At 43.9% G+C, this 18,883-nt stretch carries 16 protein-coding genes; 11 read left to right on the forward strand and 5 right to left on the reverse strand.

Annotation, left to right across the window (positions count from 1 at the left end):
* Positions 1 to 127: 127 nt before the first annotated feature.
* The 5 genes from SWOO_RS04825 (at position 128) to SWOO_RS04845 (ending at position 5,172) form a co-directional block, all read left to right on the forward strand.
* Entirely contained in the window at positions 128 to 808 is a 681-nt protein-coding gene (locus tag SWOO_RS04825; RefSeq protein WP_012323587.1) for a nitroreductase family protein, read from the forward strand.
* Positions 809 to 847: 39 nt separating this feature from the next.
* Complete coding sequence (locus tag SWOO_RS04830; protein WP_012323588.1) at positions 848 to 1,165, forward strand: cupin domain-containing protein; 318 nt, start codon at positions 848 to 850, stop codon at positions 1,163 to 1,165.
* A 132-nt stretch (positions 1,166 to 1,297) separates the two neighbouring features.
* Positions 1,298 to 3,223 (forward strand): peptidase U32 family protein, encoded by a 1,926-nt coding sequence (locus SWOO_RS04835; RefSeq protein WP_012323589.1) that lies wholly within the window; start codon positions 1,298 to 1,300, stop codon positions 3,221 to 3,223.
* A 124-nt stretch (positions 3,224 to 3,347) separates the two neighbouring features.
* Positions 3,348 to 3,722 carry a PH domain-containing protein gene (locus tag SWOO_RS04840; RefSeq protein ID WP_012323590.1) on the forward strand — a complete coding sequence of 125 codons (375 nt, stop codon included), beginning with the start codon at positions 3,348 to 3,350 and terminating at the stop codon, positions 3,720 to 3,722.
* 1,093 nt (positions 3,723 to 4,815) lie between these two features.
* A complete protein-coding gene (locus tag SWOO_RS04845; protein WP_012323591.1) occupies positions 4,816 to 5,172 on the forward strand; it encodes an ankyrin repeat domain-containing protein in 357 nt (118 codons plus the stop codon).
* Positions 5,173 to 5,305: 133 nt separating this feature from the next.
* On the opposite strand, the gene ppiC is transcribed toward SWOO_RS04845, so the two are convergent.
* A complete protein-coding gene (ppiC, locus tag SWOO_RS04850; RefSeq protein ID WP_012323592.1) occupies positions 5,306 to 5,584 on the reverse strand; it encodes a peptidylprolyl isomerase PpiC in 279 nt (92 codons plus the stop codon).
* Positions 5,585 to 5,832: 248 nt separating this feature from the next.
* Here ppiC and SWOO_RS04855 point away from each other — a divergent pair, with 248 nt between their 5' ends.
* Positions 5,833 to 7,113, forward strand: a complete 1,281-nt coding sequence (locus tag SWOO_RS04855; RefSeq protein WP_012323593.1) for an ABC transporter substrate-binding protein — start codon at positions 5,833 to 5,835, stop codon at positions 7,111 to 7,113.
* A gap of 12 nt (positions 7,114 to 7,125) precedes the next feature.
* Positions 7,126 to 9,225, forward strand: coding sequence for a sensor histidine kinase (locus SWOO_RS25435; RefSeq protein WP_012323594.1), 2,100 nt, complete (start codon positions 7,126 to 7,128; stop codon positions 9,223 to 9,225).
* Between the two features lie 150 nt (positions 9,226 to 9,375).
* On the opposite strand, the gene rpiA is transcribed toward SWOO_RS25435, so the two are convergent.
* A complete protein-coding gene (gene rpiA, locus SWOO_RS04865) occupies positions 9,376 to 10,032 on the reverse strand; it encodes a ribose-5-phosphate isomerase RpiA (RefSeq protein ID WP_012323595.1) in 657 nt (218 codons plus the stop codon).
* A 255-nt stretch (positions 10,033 to 10,287) separates the two neighbouring features.
* On the opposite strand from rpiA, the gene SWOO_RS04870 reads away from it, so the two are divergent.
* Together SWOO_RS04870 and SWOO_RS04880 are read left to right on the forward strand one after the other, a co-directional pair.
* Entirely contained in the window at positions 10,288 to 11,223 is a 936-nt protein-coding gene (locus tag SWOO_RS04870; RefSeq protein WP_012323596.1) for a DUF808 domain-containing protein, read from the forward strand.
* A 529-nt stretch (positions 11,224 to 11,752) separates the two neighbouring features.
* Positions 11,753 to 12,400, forward strand: coding sequence for a peptidylprolyl isomerase (locus tag SWOO_RS04880; RefSeq protein ID WP_012323597.1), 648 nt, complete (start codon positions 11,753 to 11,755; stop codon positions 12,398 to 12,400).
* A 65-nt stretch (positions 12,401 to 12,465) separates the two neighbouring features.
* Here SWOO_RS04880 and SWOO_RS04885 read toward each other — a convergent pair whose 3' ends face one another.
* Positions 12,466 to 12,888 carry a CBS domain-containing protein gene (locus SWOO_RS04885; RefSeq protein ID WP_012323598.1) on the reverse strand — a complete coding sequence of 141 codons (423 nt, stop codon included), beginning with the start codon at positions 12,886 to 12,888 and terminating at the stop codon, positions 12,466 to 12,468.
* A gap of 180 nt (positions 12,889 to 13,068) precedes the next feature.
* Here SWOO_RS04885 and SWOO_RS04890 point away from each other — a divergent pair, with 180 nt between their 5' ends.
* Together SWOO_RS04890 and SWOO_RS04895 are read left to right on the forward strand one after the other, a co-directional pair.
* Positions 13,069 to 14,838: an alkaline phosphatase D family protein gene (locus tag SWOO_RS04890; RefSeq protein WP_012323599.1), complete on the forward strand. Its 1,770-nt coding sequence runs from the start codon at positions 13,069 to 13,071 to the stop codon at positions 14,836 to 14,838.
* Positions 14,839 to 15,077: 239 nt separating this feature from the next.
* Entirely contained in the window at positions 15,078 to 15,644 is a 567-nt protein-coding gene (locus SWOO_RS04895) for a phosphoribosyltransferase (RefSeq protein WP_012323600.1), read from the forward strand.
* A gap of 66 nt (positions 15,645 to 15,710) precedes the next feature.
* Here the strand turns inward: SWOO_RS04895 and SWOO_RS04900 are convergent, their stop codons facing one another.
* Both SWOO_RS04900 and SWOO_RS04905 read right to left on the reverse strand, forming a co-directional pair.
* Entirely contained in the window at positions 15,711 to 15,923 is a 213-nt protein-coding gene (locus tag SWOO_RS04900) for a hypothetical protein (protein ID WP_012323601.1), read from the reverse strand.
* A gap of 196 nt (positions 15,924 to 16,119) precedes the next feature.
* On the reverse strand, positions 16,120 to 18,753 hold the full coding sequence (locus SWOO_RS04905) for an ERAP1-like C-terminal domain-containing protein (protein ID WP_195742858.1): 2,634 nt from the start codon (positions 18,751 to 18,753) through the stop codon (positions 16,120 to 16,122).
* Positions 18,754 to 18,883 lie beyond the last annotated feature (130 nt).

The following is an 18,883-nucleotide window of genomic DNA, read 5'->3' on the forward strand; positions in this document are numbered from 1 at the left end:
AGTGGAACCTTAAGGTTCCATTTTTTTATCTGTACTTCTAATTAAACAACAAAGTGTTACTGGTTTTTCTCTGTTTTTTTGTTTAGGTTAAAAATATAATAATAGAGAGCAAGGAGCAGAGATTGCCATGAAAGAGAGTGAAGCACATCATCCCCTAACTGACTTTATCGAGTATGGTGAAGAGGAGATGCTCGCCAGAGCACAGATCCATTATCAAGAGGTTAAACGTCGCCACAGTATTCGTCAGTTTTCTGATAGAGCCGTTCCAGAGGCGATAATTGCCCAGTGTATCCAAACGGCAGCAACAGCTCCAAGTGGTGCCAATCATCAACCATGGCATTTTGTTGCCATAAGTGATCCTAAGGTAAAAGCGCAGATCCGTCATGAAGCCGAAGCTCTAGAGCGCTCTTTTTATGAGGGGCGAGCTGGTGAAGAGTGGCTTGATGCATTAAAGCCTTTGGGAACAGATGCCAATAAGTCGTATCTTGAACGTGCCCCTTGGTTGATTGCTGTTTTCTCACAAAAACGAGGGGGCATGGAAAATGATGAAAGCAAGACCAATTACTATGTCCATGAATCAGTGGGTATCGCAACAGGTTTTCTGCTACAAGCCTTGCACAATGCAGGTCTTGGCACTTTGACACATACGCCTAAGCCTATGTCTTTTTTGAGTAAGGTGTGTGGTCGAGATAACGATGTGGACCGTCCCTATATGTTGATTATCGCAGGTTACCCCGATGAAGGAGCATCCATTCCAGATCATGCCACCAAAAAGAAGTCATTGGATGATATCTGTACCTTTATCTAAGTTGGCTTATTTACGCCCTATATACGGCAGGAGTGAAGAGTGAATAAACAGAATCTGTTTGCATCTTTACCTGCCGATCTGACCCATGAGGTGTTTGAGCAAGTTGGCGGCAGTGACACTGTCTTAATCGAACGAATTGTCTCTAAGGCGCATGTGACCCCAAAAGGGCAGTGGTACGATCAAGACAGAAATGAGTGGGTGATGGTATTAAAAGGTGAGGCTAAACTGCAGTTTGAAGATGTTGAGCCTATTCACCTTAAGGTTGGCGACTATATTGATATACCTGCCCATTGCAAACATAGAGTTAGCTGGACGAGTGAAGAGACAGAAACTTTATGGCTAGCAATACATTACTGAACTTTCTTCAATGAGCCGCCACTGGCTCATTTTAGTTTAAACTGAATTTATATTCGCTAACCCCAATCGCACTCACTTTTTTGCTATAATATCCCACCAAAATTTACACATTAACTTTTTTGAGTGATTTTTATGAGCAAAGCTACCATCTTTACCCCTGACGATGTGTCGCATATATCAAACCGTTTAGAACTGCTTGCCCCAGCAAAAAATGCTGAGTTTGGTATGGAAGCGATTCTGCATGGTGCCGATGCGGTATACATTGGCGGGCCTGAATTTGGTGCACGCGCAACCGCGGGGAACAGTGTTGAGGATATTGCTCGGCTCTGTGCTTTCGCCCATAAATACCATGCTCAGGTTTTTGTCGCTATCAATACCATCTTGATGGATGACGAACTTGCTGGTGCTGAAAAGTTGATCTGGCAAGTGTACGAGGCGGGAGCGGACGCGCTTATTGTCCAAGATATGGGCGTGCTTCAGCTCGACCTTCCTCCTATTGCTCTGCATGCCAGTACTCAGATGGATAACCGCACTGCAGAGAAAGCGGTATTTTTAGAGCAGGTGGGCTTCTCTCAGGTGGTGCTCGCTCGTGAGCTGGGTTTAAGTCAGATCCGTGAAGTGGCAGCGCACACTAAGATGCAGCTTGAGTTCTTTATCCATGGTGCGCTCTGTGTGGCCTATTCAGGTTTGTGTAATTTAAGTCATGCCTTTAGTAATCGCAGTGCTAACCGAGGTGAGTGTTCTCAGATGTGTCGCTTGCCGGGTGAACTTAAGACCCGACAAGGTGAAGTGCTTGCCGAAAATGAGCATCTGTTGTCCCTTAAAGATAATAACCAGACGGACAACCTTGAAGCCTTAATTGATGCGGGGGTTCGCTCATTTAAGATTGAAGGGCGCCTGAAAGATATTAACTATGTGAAAAATGTCACCGCGCATTACCGTCAAGAACTGGATAAGATCATCGCCCGTCGCCCAGAGCTTAAGGCGTCATCCCATGGTCGTTCACTGCACACCTTTACTCCCAATGTTGAGAAGACATTTAACCGTGGCCGTACCGATTACTTTGTGAATGAACGTAGCCAAGGTGTGAGTGATTTCCGCTCTCCTAAATATATTGGTGAAGAGGTTGCGACAGTCAAACGTCTTGGTAAAGACTTTATTGAACTGGAGTCGACGCATACCTTTAATAACGGTGATGGCCTCTGTTATTTTCCTGCCAATTACACTAAAGCCAAACAGTCTGATGACAAGTTACAAGGGTTGCGAGTCAACCGCGCTGAGGGGTTAAAACTGCATGTGTTAACGGTGCCTGGCGATCTTGAAGTGGGCATGACTATCTACCGAAATCGTGACCAAGCCTTTGAGGCAGTACTTGCCAAAGAGTCCTCTAAACGCTCAATTGATGTCGATATCGTGATTGCTGATACCAGTGATGGCATCAAGATGACCATGACCGATCTGTATGGTCATCAAGGTGAGGTGAGCTTAGTCATGGATAAGCAGCCGGCGAACGACCAAGAGTCCGCCAGCGGTAAGTTACGCAAACAGCTGGCAAAACTAGGCAGTACCGATTTTGTGGCCAGAAAGGTAAGTATTGAAACTGAGCTGATCTGGTTTGCACCAGCATCTGTCATCAATGGACTTCGCCGTGATACCGTAGCCGCACTTGAAAAAGCCCGGGTTGATGAGTATCAAAGACCTAAGCCTTGGAAGCATAATCAAGACGCTATGTATCCTACTAAGCATCTGAGTTATCTCGCTAATGTGGCAAATCAAAAATCGAAAGATTTTTATCAGCAGCATGGTGTGATTGAGATTGAAGATACCTATGAGAAGAACGGGATAACAGAGGAGGTGCCCCTAATGGTCACTAAACACTGTTTACGTTTTAACTTTAATCTCTGCCCTAAAGAGGTCCCAGGGATAAAAGCTGAACCTATGGTGCTTGAGATCGGTAAAGATGTATTGAAGTTGGTTTTCGATTGCCCTAAGTGTGAAATGCTAGTGGTAGGTGCCAACCGTCAGGTTAAGAGCGACGGCAGAGAAGTCGTGAACTAGCCTTCGTTAACCCGCTAGGTTAACAGTTATAAATATCTTCAAGAGCGCCGACTATTTACCAGTAGTGGCGCTCTTTTGCTTATAACGTGTTATGTTATTTTTTTAAATAATTAAGGGAAATAGCATGGGATTATTAGATTCGTTAATGGGCAACGCTTCAGAGGTTAATTTAGAGGAGTTAACCGAGGAGCTAAACCCGATAATGGGGGATAACGAGCAGTTACATCTTGCCTATAAAGTCATTCGTGACATGTTTGTATTTACAAATAAGCGATTGATCTTGATTGATAAGCAGGGGATGACGGGCAAGAAGGTGAGTTATCACTCTATACCCTACAAAGCGATCACCCACTTTGAGGTGGAAACTGCTGGCCGCTTCGATATGGATTCAGAACTAAAGCTCTGGATCTCTGGTCAAAAAGAGCCTCTGGTTAAAGAGCTCAAAAAGGGAACTGACGTGGTTGGCATTCAGAAAACCATAGCCAATTTTTCTCTCTAGTTTTCGGTAGAAAACTTTTACTACAGATTTTGGTCACTTGTTGGATAACAAGCTTGATGACTTGCCTGATAGCAAGTTTCAAATATCTTTTTGAGTTAGACTCATTGGGCGGGTTTGGTGTTTGGTTGGTTTGCTGGATACCATGACTTCAATTCAGTTAATTGCTTGCAGCAGGTTGAGCCACATTGTCGGATAACAATGCTTCAAGTCTCTTTTTGATTGGGTTCATTTGGCAGAGTTGGTATTGGGTTTATTTGCTGAGTACCATAGCTAAGTTGGTGTTTATTGCTTGCAGCATGCTGAATGTATGAATACTTCTGCGGGACGCTGTGAAGCCATCCTTGGCCGCTCTGCGGTTTCATCCTTGAAACCGAAGCCCACAGACGCATTCACACCTGACTCAGATTCCTACTTGAGCATCTCTTCAATTTGGGCTAATGAACTACGACCCCTTTATTGTTGATTTTAGATATGGATATCGTTGCAAGTATATCTGACCTCCAAGGTCTTAAGCGTTCCAGACCCTTTAAAGACATTCCCCATATCCCTATGGGTCAGTGGAGGAAATGCAGAAAAAATGTCTGGAACATTCTCTGCCCTGTAGTCTCTACGATGACATCTGATGTGAATGGATTCACAAATGCCGTGGTGACAGGATGTCATAGAACGGCCATGCCACCAACGCCCTCAGCCGCATTCACACCTGATTGTTTATCTCTTCGAATTAGGCTCTTGTTGTGACTAACAATTGGACATAAAAGAGTTCGTGCTTAGGGTTTAAAAATGGGGGATTAGGAAGTGTCTGGTAATCAAATAAAATTTACACTGACTCTGACTAATCCCCACGTATCCTTAAATGTACTAACGGTCATCTTAAGCTGGGCTGACTTTTAAAATGAGGGGAGGGTCGTAGAATGCAAGACATCTCTCTTTTGAAATCCAAATCGATGATTTATTATGAGTGATTTTGTTTAAATTTTTTAGAGGTTTAGAAGGGAAGGTTATTAGTTTTTACTTGTGGTTTTCTTTTTTGAGTATTAAGTTTAGTGTTGAATGTTATTTTTAATGGATTAGAACTATTTAAGGATGAATCATGAATAGAAAAATGATTGCTTTTTCGGGCTTTGCTATTGGTTTTCTTTTATCAACGACGGCTTCTGCGACATCGTTTAGTGAGCAGGATATAATGTTGTATGAGAATGCTGCTGGGCGTGGGAAACTGCAACAGATAAAGGATTTTATTGCTCAAGGCATGCCTGTCGATGCGAAAAGAGAGTACAGTATGTCAGGTGCGACTCCTTTGATGCTGAGCTTAAAATTCTGCAAGCCTGAAATCGTGAGTTTCTTACTCAAGCAAGGTGCTAGCTTAACGATAAAAGATGAAGATGGGGAGACAGCAACTGATTATGCTAAAAAGGCATGTGATGAGGTTAAGTCGCTAATCTTATAATTTTAATATGGTAACTCCTAGTTATGCTAATGGTGCCACTCCTAATACTAAGCTGAATGTAGACAAACTAGAGAATGTAACTAGCCTTCATTCGAAGGCTTGCCAACTTAGCGAGAAACTAGCTATATCGTCATTAAGTGCGATATAGCACTTTAATCACATGCCAACCAAACTTGGTTTTTACTAGATGTGGTGTGATCAGCTCGCCGGTAAAACAGACTTTATCGAAAGCGGGAACCATCTGACCTTTCTTAAATTCGCCTAAACTGCCGCCTTTCTTACCCGATGGACAGGTAGAGTGCTTTTTGGCTAATTGGTCAAATTTTGCACCTTTATTGAGCTTTTGAATTATCTCTTCGGCTAGCTCTTTATGTTTGACCAAAATGTGGAGGGCGGAAGCGGTTCTTGCCATGTTTTAGGCTCTTTATCTGTATGTACGTGGTGTTGATTATACCGAGTATGTTGTCGAGAACCTAAGTTAAACGGGAGTTTTTTGGTCTTGATTATCTTGATGAATGAAAAGTATCAACTTTTCAGCTGACCATACTCAATTGAGTTTGTGCAATCCATGTCCTACATTTATTAGATAGCAATTACTAGATACTCATTATTAGATAGCAATGCCGCCGATCAAACTGATCTCTTTGAGGAGATATCGAGATGCTAAAAGCGACCCGTTTTTCAGGTAGACATTATTTGACGAGATGGACCTCTGTAGCCCATAGGTTATTTAATCCGTCCTCTCTCCTATTTTTCTCTCTATTTTTAAGCACTTTTATTGCCACTGGAGTGTGGGCTCAGGCCTCTGAGGTTGAGTCGAGCCAAGAGGAGATCTTGCTTGGGATGTCCACCGCACTGAGCGGGCCCGCTGAGCAGCTAGGTAAAAATATGTTGTTAGGCGTGAATATGCAGTTTGCAAAGGAGAATAGCCAAGGTGGGATTAACGGACGTCAGCTACGTTTAATTGCAATGGACGATGGTTATGAGCCTAACCGAACCGCGCCAAATATGAGGACCTTGATTGAGCAAGATAAAGTGCTTGCTGTGATCGGTAATGTTGGGACACCCACTGCAATTTCAGCTATCCCCATCGCCAATGAAAAGCAGACTTTACTGTTTGCTCCATTTACAGGCGCTGGTGTATTACGTAAGACACCACCTGATCGCTACATTATAAATTATCGAGCAAGCTATGCAGAAGAGACATCGACTATGGTTGATGCTTTGATTAAACATGCGGGCCTTAAACCTGAAGAGATAGCTTTTTTTACCCAAAGAGATGGCTATGGTGATGCTGGATATATCGGCGGTATCACTGCTTTACTAAAAAATGGTTTGAAGTCTAAGTCTCAGGTTGTTCATGGCCGATATGAGCGAAACACCCTCTCGGTAGATAATGCACTTGCCGATATCATCTTGGCAGAGGTTACCCCAAAAGCGATTATTATGGTTGGTGCATATGCCCCTTGTGCCCGTTTTATTAAACTTGCCAGAGAGTCTGGGGTGAATGCGTTATTTCTGAATGTGTCCTTTGTGGGAAGTGCACCTTTGGCGAAGCAATTAGGGGAGAGTGTAAAAGGGGTGGTTGTGACTCAGGTTGTGCCGCATCCTGAAAACCTTTCATTGCCCGTTGTTAAAGAGTACCAGGATGCATTAACAGCCTTTGCCCCAGATGCGCTACCTTCATTTGGTAGCTTAGAGGGGTATATTGCAGCCAAGATCATGACAAAAGCATTAAAAACGATAAGCGGTAAACCAACGAGAGAGTCGCTTATTGATGCACTGGAGGCCCTAGGTAAGTTTGATGCTGGTGTGGGGAATTCGCTCTACTTTGACGCGAATAGTCACCAAGCAAGCCATATGGTTTGGCCCACCCGTTTAGAGAAAGGCAAGTTTGTCTCTTTTGAATGGTCTGATATCGCCTCTTTTATTGAGCAGTAATAGCGCTGAATTATGACTGAATCATCCATTGAAGCAAAACGTGTAGGAAAGATGCTGTGGGCCATCATCGGCCTGACGGTCGTGATCACTATCGGGGTTAATCTCTCCATGGGCTGGGGGATCACCAATCAGCGAGATCAGTTAGCTGAGTTGGCAAATGAAACGATTAGATTTGCAGAGGATGAGTCAACGGTCCGTTTTGAGCTGGGAAGAGGAAGACTTGAGTTAATTAAGTTACTTAATCTTGATGAAACCGTGGATGAGGATGCGGGTACAGCCTCAATAGTAAACCTTCAGCGTAGTATAGAATCTCTTACGACTCCTCAAATTTTATCTTCATCCGAACATGAAAGTGAGCAGCAACTGTCTCGCTGGGAAGTGTTAAAGAGAAAGGGGCAGGAGTTCAGCCGTTTATTGGTGACAGTTCAGTTGTGGCGAAGTCGTAATGAGTCATTAAACCAGAATATAAGAGATAAAATATCATTAGATAAAGTGCGTAATCGTTTGCAGGATCTTCATGGCTTAATTAACGACTCCGCTGGGCGTGAGAGGATACGTTCTTCACTTCAAATTAGACAATATCAGAAAGCTAAAGCTAGTGCCGCTGATAAGCTTGCCCGTGAGATTGTTGCGACATATTTGGAAAAACTACGTGGAGGCCGAGATAACCTTCAAATTGAGATTGCCAGCATTCAGCAGCTAGTTGAAGTGTTAGATGGCGTTGATCAATATGACCTTTTAGCGGATATCAAGGACAACAAGTTAAAACCAGTGCTTGTACGTCTTCAGCGAGATATGGAGGCGGTATTTTCTAATAGCGATATCAATGGTGAGCTAGAACTGGAAGCGTTAAGAGTCTCCTTGTTTGGTGATAACTATAATATCGATGAGAAGCACCAGACCATCCATGTTAGCCAAGGTGGGTTTTACACTCTGCGCCGCGACTTTCTATCCATGCTGATTGAAAAGGACCTGTTTAAGGAGGAGTTGGAGGCGTTAGTGCTTGATATTGAACAGGAGCTAGGTCGTTTCGTACTTCTTGAGCAGAATAGACAAAAAGTGATGGATCAGCGCTCTACTGATGAGTTAACGGCAACCTGGATCTGGGTATTAGCGTTAAGTTTTATAGGAGGAGTTATTTTTCTGTTTCTTATTCGCAAAGTATTTAGTGCAATTGAGAAGCAGGTTGCTGCTCTTGACCTGTTGAGGGAAAGGGCTGAGAAATCAAGAATGTCTGCAGAAACAGCATTAAATAAACTGGATTTAGCTCAAGAAACTTTAGTTCAATCGGAAAAAATGGCTGCGTTAGGTACTTTAGTTGCTGGTGTTGCCCATGAGGTGAATACGCCCATAGGCATCTGCGTTACGGCCACTTCTACTCTCGTCGAGGAGACTGAAAAGCTTCAGGACGATTATAATAATGAGCGTCTAGAGCATGAGGGGATAGAGAGGTTCTTTGAAATGAGTAAGATGGCTGAAGCATTAATCTCAAGTAACCTCTCCAGAGCTAGGGATTTGATTAAAAGTTTTAAGCAGGTGGCAGTGGGCCAACATGTTGATGATAGAGCAACATTCGAGTTGCTTTCGTTTATTGAAGAGTCAATGTTGAGTATTAAACATGAGCTTAAAATGGGGAAACATAAGCTCAATATTAGTGGTACGGGATCGACCTATGTTCACGTGACACCAAATCATATATGGCAGGTTGCGAGTAACCTGGTACTCAATGCCGTGAGGCATGCTTTCAAAGATAGGACCGAAGGCACTATTAACATTGAAGTTGGCGAGATGGCTGACAGTGTTTTTTTCTCAGTTGAAGATGACGGCCACGGTATGGATGAGGAGACAATGAAAAAGTGTTTCGATCCTTTTTACACCACGGCCAAGCTAACTGGGGGGAGCGGCCTTGGTTTATCAATTGTGCACAGCTTGATCACCGAGGGCTTAGGGGGAAGCATAGATGTGGAGTATAAAAATAGAGAAAAAGGCGTGAAGTTTATTGTGAGCTTCCCAAGTGGTTTAGATGATGAGCAAGTCGCTTCAGTAAAGGAGCAGGACGGGGTAAAGCCTGCACAGGGACTCACTGAGCTCATTGAGCCATTAGAGGAGTAAGCACCACTTAGGATCTCCCCGTTTAAAACAATGAAGGTTTACCAGCCATGGTAAACCTTCATAAGTGTTTAAGGGGCAAAGCATTGGAAGCAGGTTTACTTTAGCTATTAAAATTGCTTCCACCCCTTTTAATCTTGCCTGTAAACGGGTCTACTTTAATGTTTTAACACCATCTGGCGAGCCCACTAACAGCACATCAGCGCCGCGATTTGCAAATAGACCGTTAGTTACAACACCAACTATCTTATTGATCTGCTGCTCAAGCTCTTTTGGATTGACTATCTTCATGTTGTAGACATCCAGAATAATGTTGCCATTATCTGTGATAACGCCTTCACGATAAACGGGATCACCACCGAGTTTAACTAGTTGGCGAGCGACATATGAGCGAGCCATAGGGATAACTTCAACGGGTAGTGGGAATTCACCTAAAACATCAACCTGCTTAGTGTTATCGACAATACAGATAAACTTATCGGCGACTGCAGCGACGATCTTTTCACGAGTTAAAGCGGCTCCGCCACCTTTTATCATATCCATATGAGCGTTGATCTCATCGGCGCCATCAACATAGACAGAAAGCTCATCCACAGAGTTAAGATCAAATACAGGTATCCCAAGGTCTTTCATCTTCTGGGTTGAGGCTTCAGAGCTGGATACTGCTCCCTCAATTTCAGCCTTCATTGTGGCTAAGGCATCGATAAAGTGATTAACAGTAGAGCCGGTGCCCACACCTACGATACTGTCTTTTTCAACGTATTCTAGTGCTGCCCAACCGGCGGCTTTTTTCATCTCATCTTGTGTCATACTGGCTTCCTGTGAGGAGTGCTTCATAAAATTCTGTGCGTATTATACGCTTACATCGATAGGAGTGTCAGTCCTCGGGTCGCACTTTTAGTTATAGGGTTAAACACCAAAATTTTCATTTTTTATTAGCTGTGTGTATCTTATGTTTGATATTACTGGTGGATTAACCTGATTTTCAGAAGAAAGTCGCTGCTATCCGTTTCGCTCTTCTCTTTTTATCTTATTTAGAGAGTTTGTTTAACTTAGGGAGTTATTATGGCTGGAGCTAGCCTACTGACATTGCTAGATGATATTGCGGCTATTTTGGATGATGTTGCTTTAATGAGTAAGGTGGCAGCGAAAAAAACGGCTGGTGTATTAGGTGATGATTTAGCACTTAATGCGCAGCAGGTCTCAGGCGTTAGTGCCGATAGAGAGCTGCCTGTGGTTTGGGCTGTTGCTATAGGTTCATTGAAAAATAAATGTATTTTAGTCCCTGCCGCACTACTTATCAGTGCTTTTATTCCCCAAGCCATCACCCCTTTACTGATGTTTGGCGGCTTGTTTCTCTGTTTTGAAGGGTTTGAGAAGCTCTACCATAGTTATACTCATCATCGAGTAAAGCACAGTGAAGGTGAGGAGGGCGCGGTTAGGTTAGTGGATGATCTGGCCGCTTATGAAAAGGAGAAGATCAAAGGGGCTATCCGAACTGACTTTGTGCTTTCTGCCGAGATTATTGCTATCACTTTAGGCGTGGTTGCTGAGGCGAGTTTTTCAACTCAAGTTGTTACCCTATCTGCGATTGCTTTAATGATGACCATAGGGGTTTATGGTTTAGTGGCGGGAATTGTGAAACTTGATGATCTGGGCCTCTATTTAAATAGGCGAGAAGGCCCAGGACTCTTTACCCGCTTTGGACGTTGGTTTGGTGGTGGACTGGTCAACGCCGCGCCTTATTTGATGAAGGGGCTGACCGTCGTTGGAACTGTAGCCATGTTTATGGTGGGTGGTGGAATACTTACCCATGGACTGCATGTGGTGAGTGAGCATATAACCCATGTGGCAACACTGGTTGGCGAGCTGTCTGTGGTGGGGCCTACACTGTCATTTATCACCCCAAGTCTACTTAACACCCTGTTTGGCATTGTTGCTGGTGCACTAGCTTTGGCGTTAATCTCAATGGTTCAGAAGATTAGAGGTAATACCAATTAGTATAAAGATTTGATCGCTCAGCGAGAGTTTAGCGGGCCTGAGGCAAGATCCTTAATTGCTCCTGCATTAATGACATTCACCACATCCATGTGGCTTGCAACGAGTGTAGAGCATAGTGAAACTAGGGTTAAGCTCCCTCTTGGTTTATAAAAAGTCACAGCATCAGCACCGCTAAAACTCGCCTGTAAGGAGTGTTTTTGGCTGCCTACTTCTGCGTTGAATGAACTCACAAGGGAACAACCATTCCATCATCCATTCGCCTTGAATTAGTTTGCCAAAAGACACTCTGAGTAGATCAACTTCTTATACTGATTGGTATAAGTAGCTTTTTATCCATTTTTGGTTGTCGGGCCAACTGATTCGGCCCGATCACCTTAGGCATTGAGCCGCTGAAATATTTTCACTCCCTTATAGTAACACTTTGTATCCACTATTGTTTCGCTTTCAACTTAACTATAACATCTTGTCAACCTTTGGCAGTCTAGTGTCAGCATTCCTTGAATGTGTGCTTAATAGAGAAGAGATAGCGATGAAGAAGTTAATATTGAGTTTGGTCTTTGGTTCTACCTTAGTGGCGTGCGGTGGTGGAAGTGATTCAGGAGACACTAGCGTGCCACCGAGTCCTGAGCCTGCTCCGGAGTTGGCCGCTGACGTATGTTATCTGATGGATACCAGTATGGGAGAGGTGAAGTTGGCCATCGATCTGACCAATACCCCTGTGACTGGCAATAACTTTAAGCAGTATGTGGACGAAGGCTTCTATGATGGTGTCATCTTTCATCGAGTGATAACTCAATTTATGGCGCAGACTGGGGGTTTTACACCTGGACTCATCTATAAAGAGGGGCGAGATCCCATTACTAACGAATCCGATGTTGGCATAAGCAATGCTCGCGGAACCTTAGCCATGGCACGTACCAGCGCACCTAACTCTGCGACATCACAGTTCTTTATCAACGCTGTCGATAATACATTTTTAGATAAGGAGCATGCGCAAGATGGGGTGGGCTACGCAGTTTTTGGTAAAGTTATTGAAGGTTTAGAGGATGTGATCGATCAGATAGATATCGTTAAAACAGGTGTCGCTAAAGATCCTGATGGGAATAGCTTTAGCGATGTCCCTGTTGAGGATATTGTGATCAATAGTATCTCTGAAACAGCTTGTCCAACACGCTAAGATAGATCTCAAAGCTAGGAGTGAAGCTCCTAGCTTTACTGTTTTTATAGTTATGCTAATTGATATTATTGGCTTTTGAGTAGCTCTGCACAGAGTTTCACAAAATCTGAGGATGTCACAATCCCCTCAATCTTACCTTCAGAGTCGACAACGGGCAGGCAACCTAGTTTATTATCGATAAAATATTCAACTACGATGGCAAGAGGCTCATCTTGAGCTAACCGTTGAAAGTCAGATTCCATCAAGGGCTGGATCCCTTGATTTCGCTCTTTTCTATCTAGCGCATCGGCGCCATATTTGTAGATCATAGACATTACAGTGCTTATCATCTTCTTGTGAGTCAGTATGCCTACAAGTTTGCCATCAGATTCTGAGATCACTGGTAGATGTCGTACACCGCGGTTTTGCATTAGGCTGTGTGCATCTTTTAAATTGGCTTCATCGCTGATACAAACCAGTTGAGTACTCATTATATCCCTGACATTCATTGCACCACTCCTTTTCTCATTAGCTTATTACTTTGATTATATAAGATAAAAAAGATCGCCTGCTGCAAAATTATCCATAACCTTGAGTTTTGTCTCATAAATGTCATAGTAGTGTTGCAAAATAGATACTCGTAAGACCTCTTACCACTACGAGATGATAAAAATAAAGGAATAATAATAATGAACCGGTCTTTTACACGTAGAGATTTTTTAGCCATGTCGGCTAAAGGTGTGGGTGCTGCTGTTGTTTCCTATGGCTTGATGGGTTGTAGTAGCAGTGATGATGACGATGCTAGTGCGATTCAAGCAAGCTTTAGTCATGGTATTGCCAGTGGCGATCCTAGCCATAGCGCTGTGATCTTATGGACTCGTGTCAGTCCAAGCAGCGAAGGTGATGTGAAAGTAAGTTGGGAAGTGGCAACAGATTCAGGCTTTACCGATCTGGTCACTAATGGCGAAATGGTAACAACCGCAGAGCGTGATTATACCGTGAAGGTCGATGCCATCGGCCTAGACTCGGGCACAGCTTATTACTACCGCTTTACCTCAGGTGAGCTCTCCTCTGAAGTGGGCATGACACGCACCTTACCAGAAGGTGCTGTTGACTCCGTTAAATTGGCGGTGATGTCATGTGCTAACTTCCCCGCTGGTTACTTTAATACTTATGAGCTGGCCGCTCAGCAAGATGAGCTGGATGCAGTGATTCATCTTGGTGATTATATCTATGAGTATGCTCGTGGTGAATATGCCAGCGAGAATGCTGCAGAACTTGATAGAGAAGTGTTACCAGAGGGCGAGCTGTTTTTACTCAGTGATTACCGTACCCGTTATGGCCAATATCGCGGTGATGCAAGTTTGCAGAAGCTTCATGCCAAGGTGCCGTTTATCACAGTGTGGGATGATCATGAGGTCGCAAACGATACTTGGTCTGACGGTGCTGAAAACCATAATGAGGGTGAGGGTAGTTTCGATGACAGAAAAGCTGCTGCTCTTCAGGCCTATTTTGAATGGTTACCGATCCGCCCTTGGAGTGAAGGGAACAATGAAGAAATCTACCGCTCATTTAGCTTCGGTGATCTTGTCGACCTGCATATGATGGATACACGCGTCTTAGCGCGTAATAAACCATTGGATTATGCCGATTACATCGATCCAGCAACACAAGGTATAGACAGTGCGAGGTTTATGGCAGATGTGACGAGTACCGAGCGTACCATGCTAGGTCAAGAGCAGCTGCAGTGGCTACAGCAGAGCCTATTAACGGCTACCGGAAAATGGCAGGTGTTAGGGCAGCAGGTATTGATGGGCAGAATGTTGCTTCCGGCAGCAATTGCCACTCAGCAGTTAAGTATCGCCGAGTTTGCTGAGTTGGGAGCGATTGCGCAGATAGCTGCACGGGCTCAGGCCAATGATCCAACTTTAACGGCTAGCGAGTATAGTTTTTTGATCGCGAACCAGCATAGGTTAACGCCTGAGGTGATGACGCAACTGCAATTGCCTAATATTCCTTATAATTTAGATGCTTGGGATGGTTACGCCTATGAGCGTGAAGTTATCTTAGGCACGGCTAAATCAAAAGGGAGTAATCTTGTCGTTATTGCTGGTGATACCCATAATGCCTGGGCAAATGAGCTCAGTGATGCTGGTGGCGATACCGTTGGTGTTGAGTTTGCAACTAGCTCAGTATCCTCACCAGGCTTAGAGTTTTACTTAGGGATCCCTGCCGATCAGCAAGCTGCAACAGAAGCTGGCGTGACTCAGATGGTCGATGGTCTGCAATACACTAACCTGCGCGACCGTGGCTTTATGGTTCTGACTTTCACAGCAGAGCAGGTGCGTAGTGACTGGCACTTTGTTGATACCATCGAATCTACGGAGTTTAGTGAAGATATGGATAAACGTTATAGCGCTGTTAGCCAGCTAGGTTCGGCGAAAATAATGCCTGCGTAACAGACCCCTTCGTTCGCTAAAGCCACCTCAGTTGAGGTGGCTTTTTATCTCATGTAACAACTTTTGACTTTAAATAGAGCATAAAGCCTATTTTTAGTTTAAAATTTCGCTCCAAAATCTGGTAGGTGTCGGTAATTTTGCTCAATTGGGCAGAGTGAGCCGCGTATCTCCATCTTTTGGATGGCGCCTTACCTACCACATTGACCATATTATATAAATAACAAGATGGGGACGGTTCGATGTCTGATAAACGGTTTATTACAGCTCAAGAGTTACTTGAAGATTCTTTTCGCTTAGCGGCGCAGGTGTATGAGAGCGGCTTTCGTCCGCAGTTTATTGTGGGCATTTGGCGCGGTGGTGCGCCAATAGGTATCGCGGTTCAGGAGTATTTCGACTTTAAAGAGGTAGAAACCGATCACATTGCAGTGCGTACCTCCTCATACTACGGCATAGGCACAGATAAGCAGAGTAAACAGATTAAGGTTCATGGTCTGCACTATATCGTCGAGAATGCTAACGCTGATGATGGGCTTTTGATTGTCGATGATGTTTTTGACTCTGGCCGTAGTATCCATGCCCTTATGGAAAACTTAAGTGATTTGATGCGTCTTAACCTACCTAAAGATGTTCGTATCGCTTGCCCTTACTACAAGCCTAAAAATACCGCTGTTCCACTAAAACCTGATTACTTTATCCATGAGTCTGATGAGTGGTTAGTCTTCCCTCACGAGGTGTCGGGTTTGACTCCGCAGGAGTTAGCTGAGGGTAAGGGCGATCTAAAAAATATTAAAGAGCTGTTCGCTTAATCGCAGTCTTCTAATACTGATTGGTATAAAACAAAAAGCCAGCTTAATCGCTGGCTTTTTGTTTTGTTAGAGCTTGTTGATCTGCTCACCGAGCTGGTATGACTTATCAGTCACTATGGTCTCTAAGGTTGCAACTCTTTCCTGAAGTTTTACGAGCTCCGCTTTTAAGGCGTCCACTTCACCTGAGTCCACATCTCCTTTGCGTTTGTTGTATTCCTTATAAGCACTCACCGAAAAAGCGCCGATGATAGCGATAGCTGCAATCTCAAAAGGTCCCATAACCTATACTCCTTACTCTTTTTTATAATTGGGTAATATCAATGCTGTATTAAAATGTATCAAGCTGATCTGTTTAATACAAACCTCATGCCAAAATAAAAAGTGATTTTTATCATCAGGTTAAATTTAGGCTTAGCCTTTTCTCTGTGATTAACACTACTTTATGGTGAGTCTGGCTAATTTCACCATCTTGGTATTAATGAAGTAATCTCTCCTTAATTCTTACGCAGCGAACCTCATCTAGGTAGGCGCTAAGTAGAGCTTCTTGACTGGTTTGCGAGAGCTTTCTCTTTTGCAACGCGGTGAGGGAGAAGTTTGTATACTCCTTTAGGGCTTTTTCGAGGGTTGCTATGCCGCGGTAGCTACATTGAGCCGGAATTAAATGTTTAGCATACAGATCCATAAACTCAGGCGTTTTGCGGCTGTCTAATTCGCTTAATCTAGTCAACCTTAATTCGGCGGTCATCGCACTTAACTCTGCCTGCTCTTTAGGATAAAGATTGGGAATGACCTGCTCTATGATAGCAGGGGAAATTCGCTCATCACTTTGAATTCTAGTCAGCCATCGCCGTTTGATATTGGCTTCTGGACGCGATGCTTGAGCTGCAACAAAGGAGAGTTTACCGCTCTGTGAACTATCATTTTTCTGTTCGGCTAACAGCAGCTTTTTAGCCTTAATATGATCGTAGCGGTTAATCTGTTTGACGATACTCCAGCGCATAGCTTGCGTTAAGGTAAGGCCGTTAATGTGAGTAGAACCTTCTATGAGTTGCTGCAAGTGATCAAGGGATTGAGTGTTGGTCGCAAGTTGAATATAGGCATTAAACCATTGTTTTTGCAGTGCAGGGCTTTGGTTGTAAAACATGGTTTTTCTCAAACTCATCTGAGCCATCCCTTTTAGTGCACTACGGGTATAACTCAGATGCATTGGCTGCATCTGCTCCAGATAGGTTTTACTTTTTATCAGCAGCTCTAATACTTGAGCTAATACTTCTGGATTTTGCTCTTGGGGAAGATTAATAAACACCGCCCCTAAAAATTGATCCAGTGGCAGTTTTCCATCTAATACACTCTCCCACAGGGTTTGCCATAACAATGATTTGAGCAGAGGGTCTTCGAGAGTACTGAGCTCAAGTTTGGCTGTATCCATAGACTTTGGGTCCAGCTCAACTTTCACGTAACCCCAGTCGTGATCATTGGGATAGACGAGATCGGGACAGCGAACCCCAATAAGCCGGTTAATTTGGGTCTTTGCACCTTGATACGTGATGGCGACATCTAGGTTACGGTGTAGTTGGCGTCGTCCCTTAGTATATAAACCTAAAGTGACTCTTTGCGTGTTTAGCTTATTGCTCAGATCCTTGTTCATGTCACTTGCTGAGCTCTGCAGTACAGTAAATGAGGTGATACGCTTATCTGCGCAGCTAAAGTCGACTTTTATGTGAGCTGCCGTAGCTTGAAGCTGTGCTTTATCTTGGGGGGAATTGAGGGGCTTTTCACTTGAGGCTAACTTGTTGATAAAGTCGGCTAGTGTAAGATGCTCGCTTTGTGAGCTCAGAAGATCTGTGAGTGTCTGTCGAAAATGACGGCTTGTGAACTGATACTCAAGCTGTTTGAGTATCGCAGCTCCCTTAAACGGGCTCATGGCTGGCGTTTTTCCTGCCAGAGAGAGGGCATAGAGCTCATCTTGCTCATAGGCGATTTGCTTCTGTTTCAGGTAGAACTGATGCCAAATTGGAGAGTACTCGCCTGCATCAGCTTGCGCCTGTATTGCCATATAACTTGCTAAGCTTTCACGCAGAGAAGAGCGAGCAAGTTCGCCAGCTTCAGATTGCTCAACAACATTTAACTTGTTTAACCACTGCATAGATACTTGATAGTCGATTTGAGAGGTAAGGCTCTGTTGTGCAAACTTATCTTCGTCACTTGGAGTTAAATCTTGCTCATTGAAGCTACCTACCCCAATTTTTGAGGAGATGGTTAAAGAGGAGGGCTTGATTATCAGGTCAAATTTATTATTTGGATAGGGCTGGCCATACTGTTGAGTAAACTTAGCAAGTGCATTGTGGGCGCTGGAAAACCACAGCTCTGAATCGATTGTATCTTTAACCGATTGGCGGGAGATCAACCTAAGTGGGAGCTCTGTTGTGGTGTTGTGCCAGATCTGAAAAGGCCCCGCGTAAAGAGGGAGCTGATAGGGAAGCAGCTCTGGGCTTGCTGGAAACTGCCAGAGATTAAATTCGCCCTTCGAAATCAGCTCTGTCTCGGCTTGAGTCGTTATTACGGTCCAGCTTTTTGGCGCCGTGATATTGAATTGAAAACTAGCTTTATTACCTTGATTGAAAATAGGCAGGAGCTGGCTGACACTCTCCTCATCGAAATTGGAGTAGAGGTAGATATGTTGATCTAGCGGGTCGATAACACGACTCATGCCGCTCTTCTCACTGTCGAGTGCAACGCGATAGTGGATCTCTATGGTGTTACTGCCACTCTCCAATAGTCTTGGACTCAGCGTGAACTGCTCTCCATCATAGTTAGGGTAGATCTTATGGCCATTGATAATGAAGCTGCTGACTTGAGCTTGGCTAAGGGCTAAGGTGAGTGGCTGTTCACTCTCAGTGAGTTTGAAGTTAATTTTACTCACCCCATGAAGTTCTGGTTTATCAATGAGTGAGAGTGATACTTGATAGCTGAGCTCTGAGACTCGTGATTCAATTATTGCTCTTTTGGTCTCTGCTTTTGGGGAGATGGCAACACTAAAAAAGAGGGCGAGAGAGAGTAGAGAGCTAAGGCTGAGGCGCAGCAGATCCAAGGTTAAGGTCCTAATCATTATTATTTGGCTTAGAGTACCCGATTTCGGCAATTGAGACTATGAGTGTGCACTCTTTTCTACATGGGACAGAGTTAACGGTAATGTGATGAAAAAGGGCGTATGATACTGCTCCTTTTTTTACCATAGT

Origin of the sequence: Shewanella woodyi ATCC 51908 (genome assembly GCF_000019525.1) — a bacterium.
GTDB classification, from domain to species: domain Bacteria; phylum Pseudomonadota; class Gammaproteobacteria; order Enterobacterales; family Shewanellaceae; genus Shewanella; species Shewanella woodyi.

Coding starts and splice junctions, on each gene's coding strand:
- SWOO_RS04825 (WP_012323587.1), top strand. CDS start 128: ATGAAAGAGAGTGAAGCACATCATCCCCTAACTGACTTTATCGAGTAT.
- SWOO_RS04835 (WP_012323589.1), top strand. CDS start 1,298: ATGAGCAAAGCTACCATCTTTACCCCTGACGATGTGTCGCATATATCA.
- SWOO_RS04840 (WP_012323590.1), top strand. CDS start 3,348: ATGGGATTATTAGATTCGTTAATGGGCAACGCTTCAGAGGTTAATTTA.
- SWOO_RS04845 (WP_012323591.1), top strand. CDS start 4,816: ATGAATAGAAAAATGATTGCTTTTTCGGGCTTTGCTATTGGTTTTCTT.
- ppiC (WP_012323592.1), bottom strand. CDS start 5,584: ATGGCAAGAACCGCTTCCGCCCTCCACATTTTGGTCAAACATAAAGAG.
- SWOO_RS04855 (WP_012323593.1), top strand. CDS start 5,833: ATGCTAAAAGCGACCCGTTTTTCAGGTAGACATTATTTGACGAGATGG.
- SWOO_RS25435 (WP_012323594.1), top strand. CDS start 7,126: ATGACTGAATCATCCATTGAAGCAAAACGTGTAGGAAAGATGCTGTGG.
- rpiA (WP_012323595.1), bottom strand. CDS start 10,032: ATGACACAAGATGAGATGAAAAAAGCCGCCGGTTGGGCAGCACTAGAA.
- SWOO_RS04870 (WP_012323596.1), top strand. CDS start 10,288: ATGGCTGGAGCTAGCCTACTGACATTGCTAGATGATATTGCGGCTATT.
- SWOO_RS04880 (WP_012323597.1), top strand. CDS start 11,753: ATGAAGAAGTTAATATTGAGTTTGGTCTTTGGTTCTACCTTAGTGGCG.
- SWOO_RS04885 (WP_012323598.1), bottom strand. CDS start 12,888: ATGAATGTCAGGGATATAATGAGTACTCAACTGGTTTGTATCAGCGAT.
- SWOO_RS04890 (WP_012323599.1), top strand. CDS start 13,069: ATGAACCGGTCTTTTACACGTAGAGATTTTTTAGCCATGTCGGCTAAA.
- SWOO_RS04895 (WP_012323600.1), top strand. CDS start 15,078: ATGTCTGATAAACGGTTTATTACAGCTCAAGAGTTACTTGAAGATTCT.
- SWOO_RS04900 (WP_012323601.1), bottom strand. CDS start 15,923: ATGGGACCTTTTGAGATTGCAGCTATCGCTATCATCGGCGCTTTTTCG.
- SWOO_RS04905 (WP_195742858.1), bottom strand. CDS start 18,753: ATGATTAGGACCTTAACCTTGGATCTGCTGCGCCTCAGCCTTAGCTCT.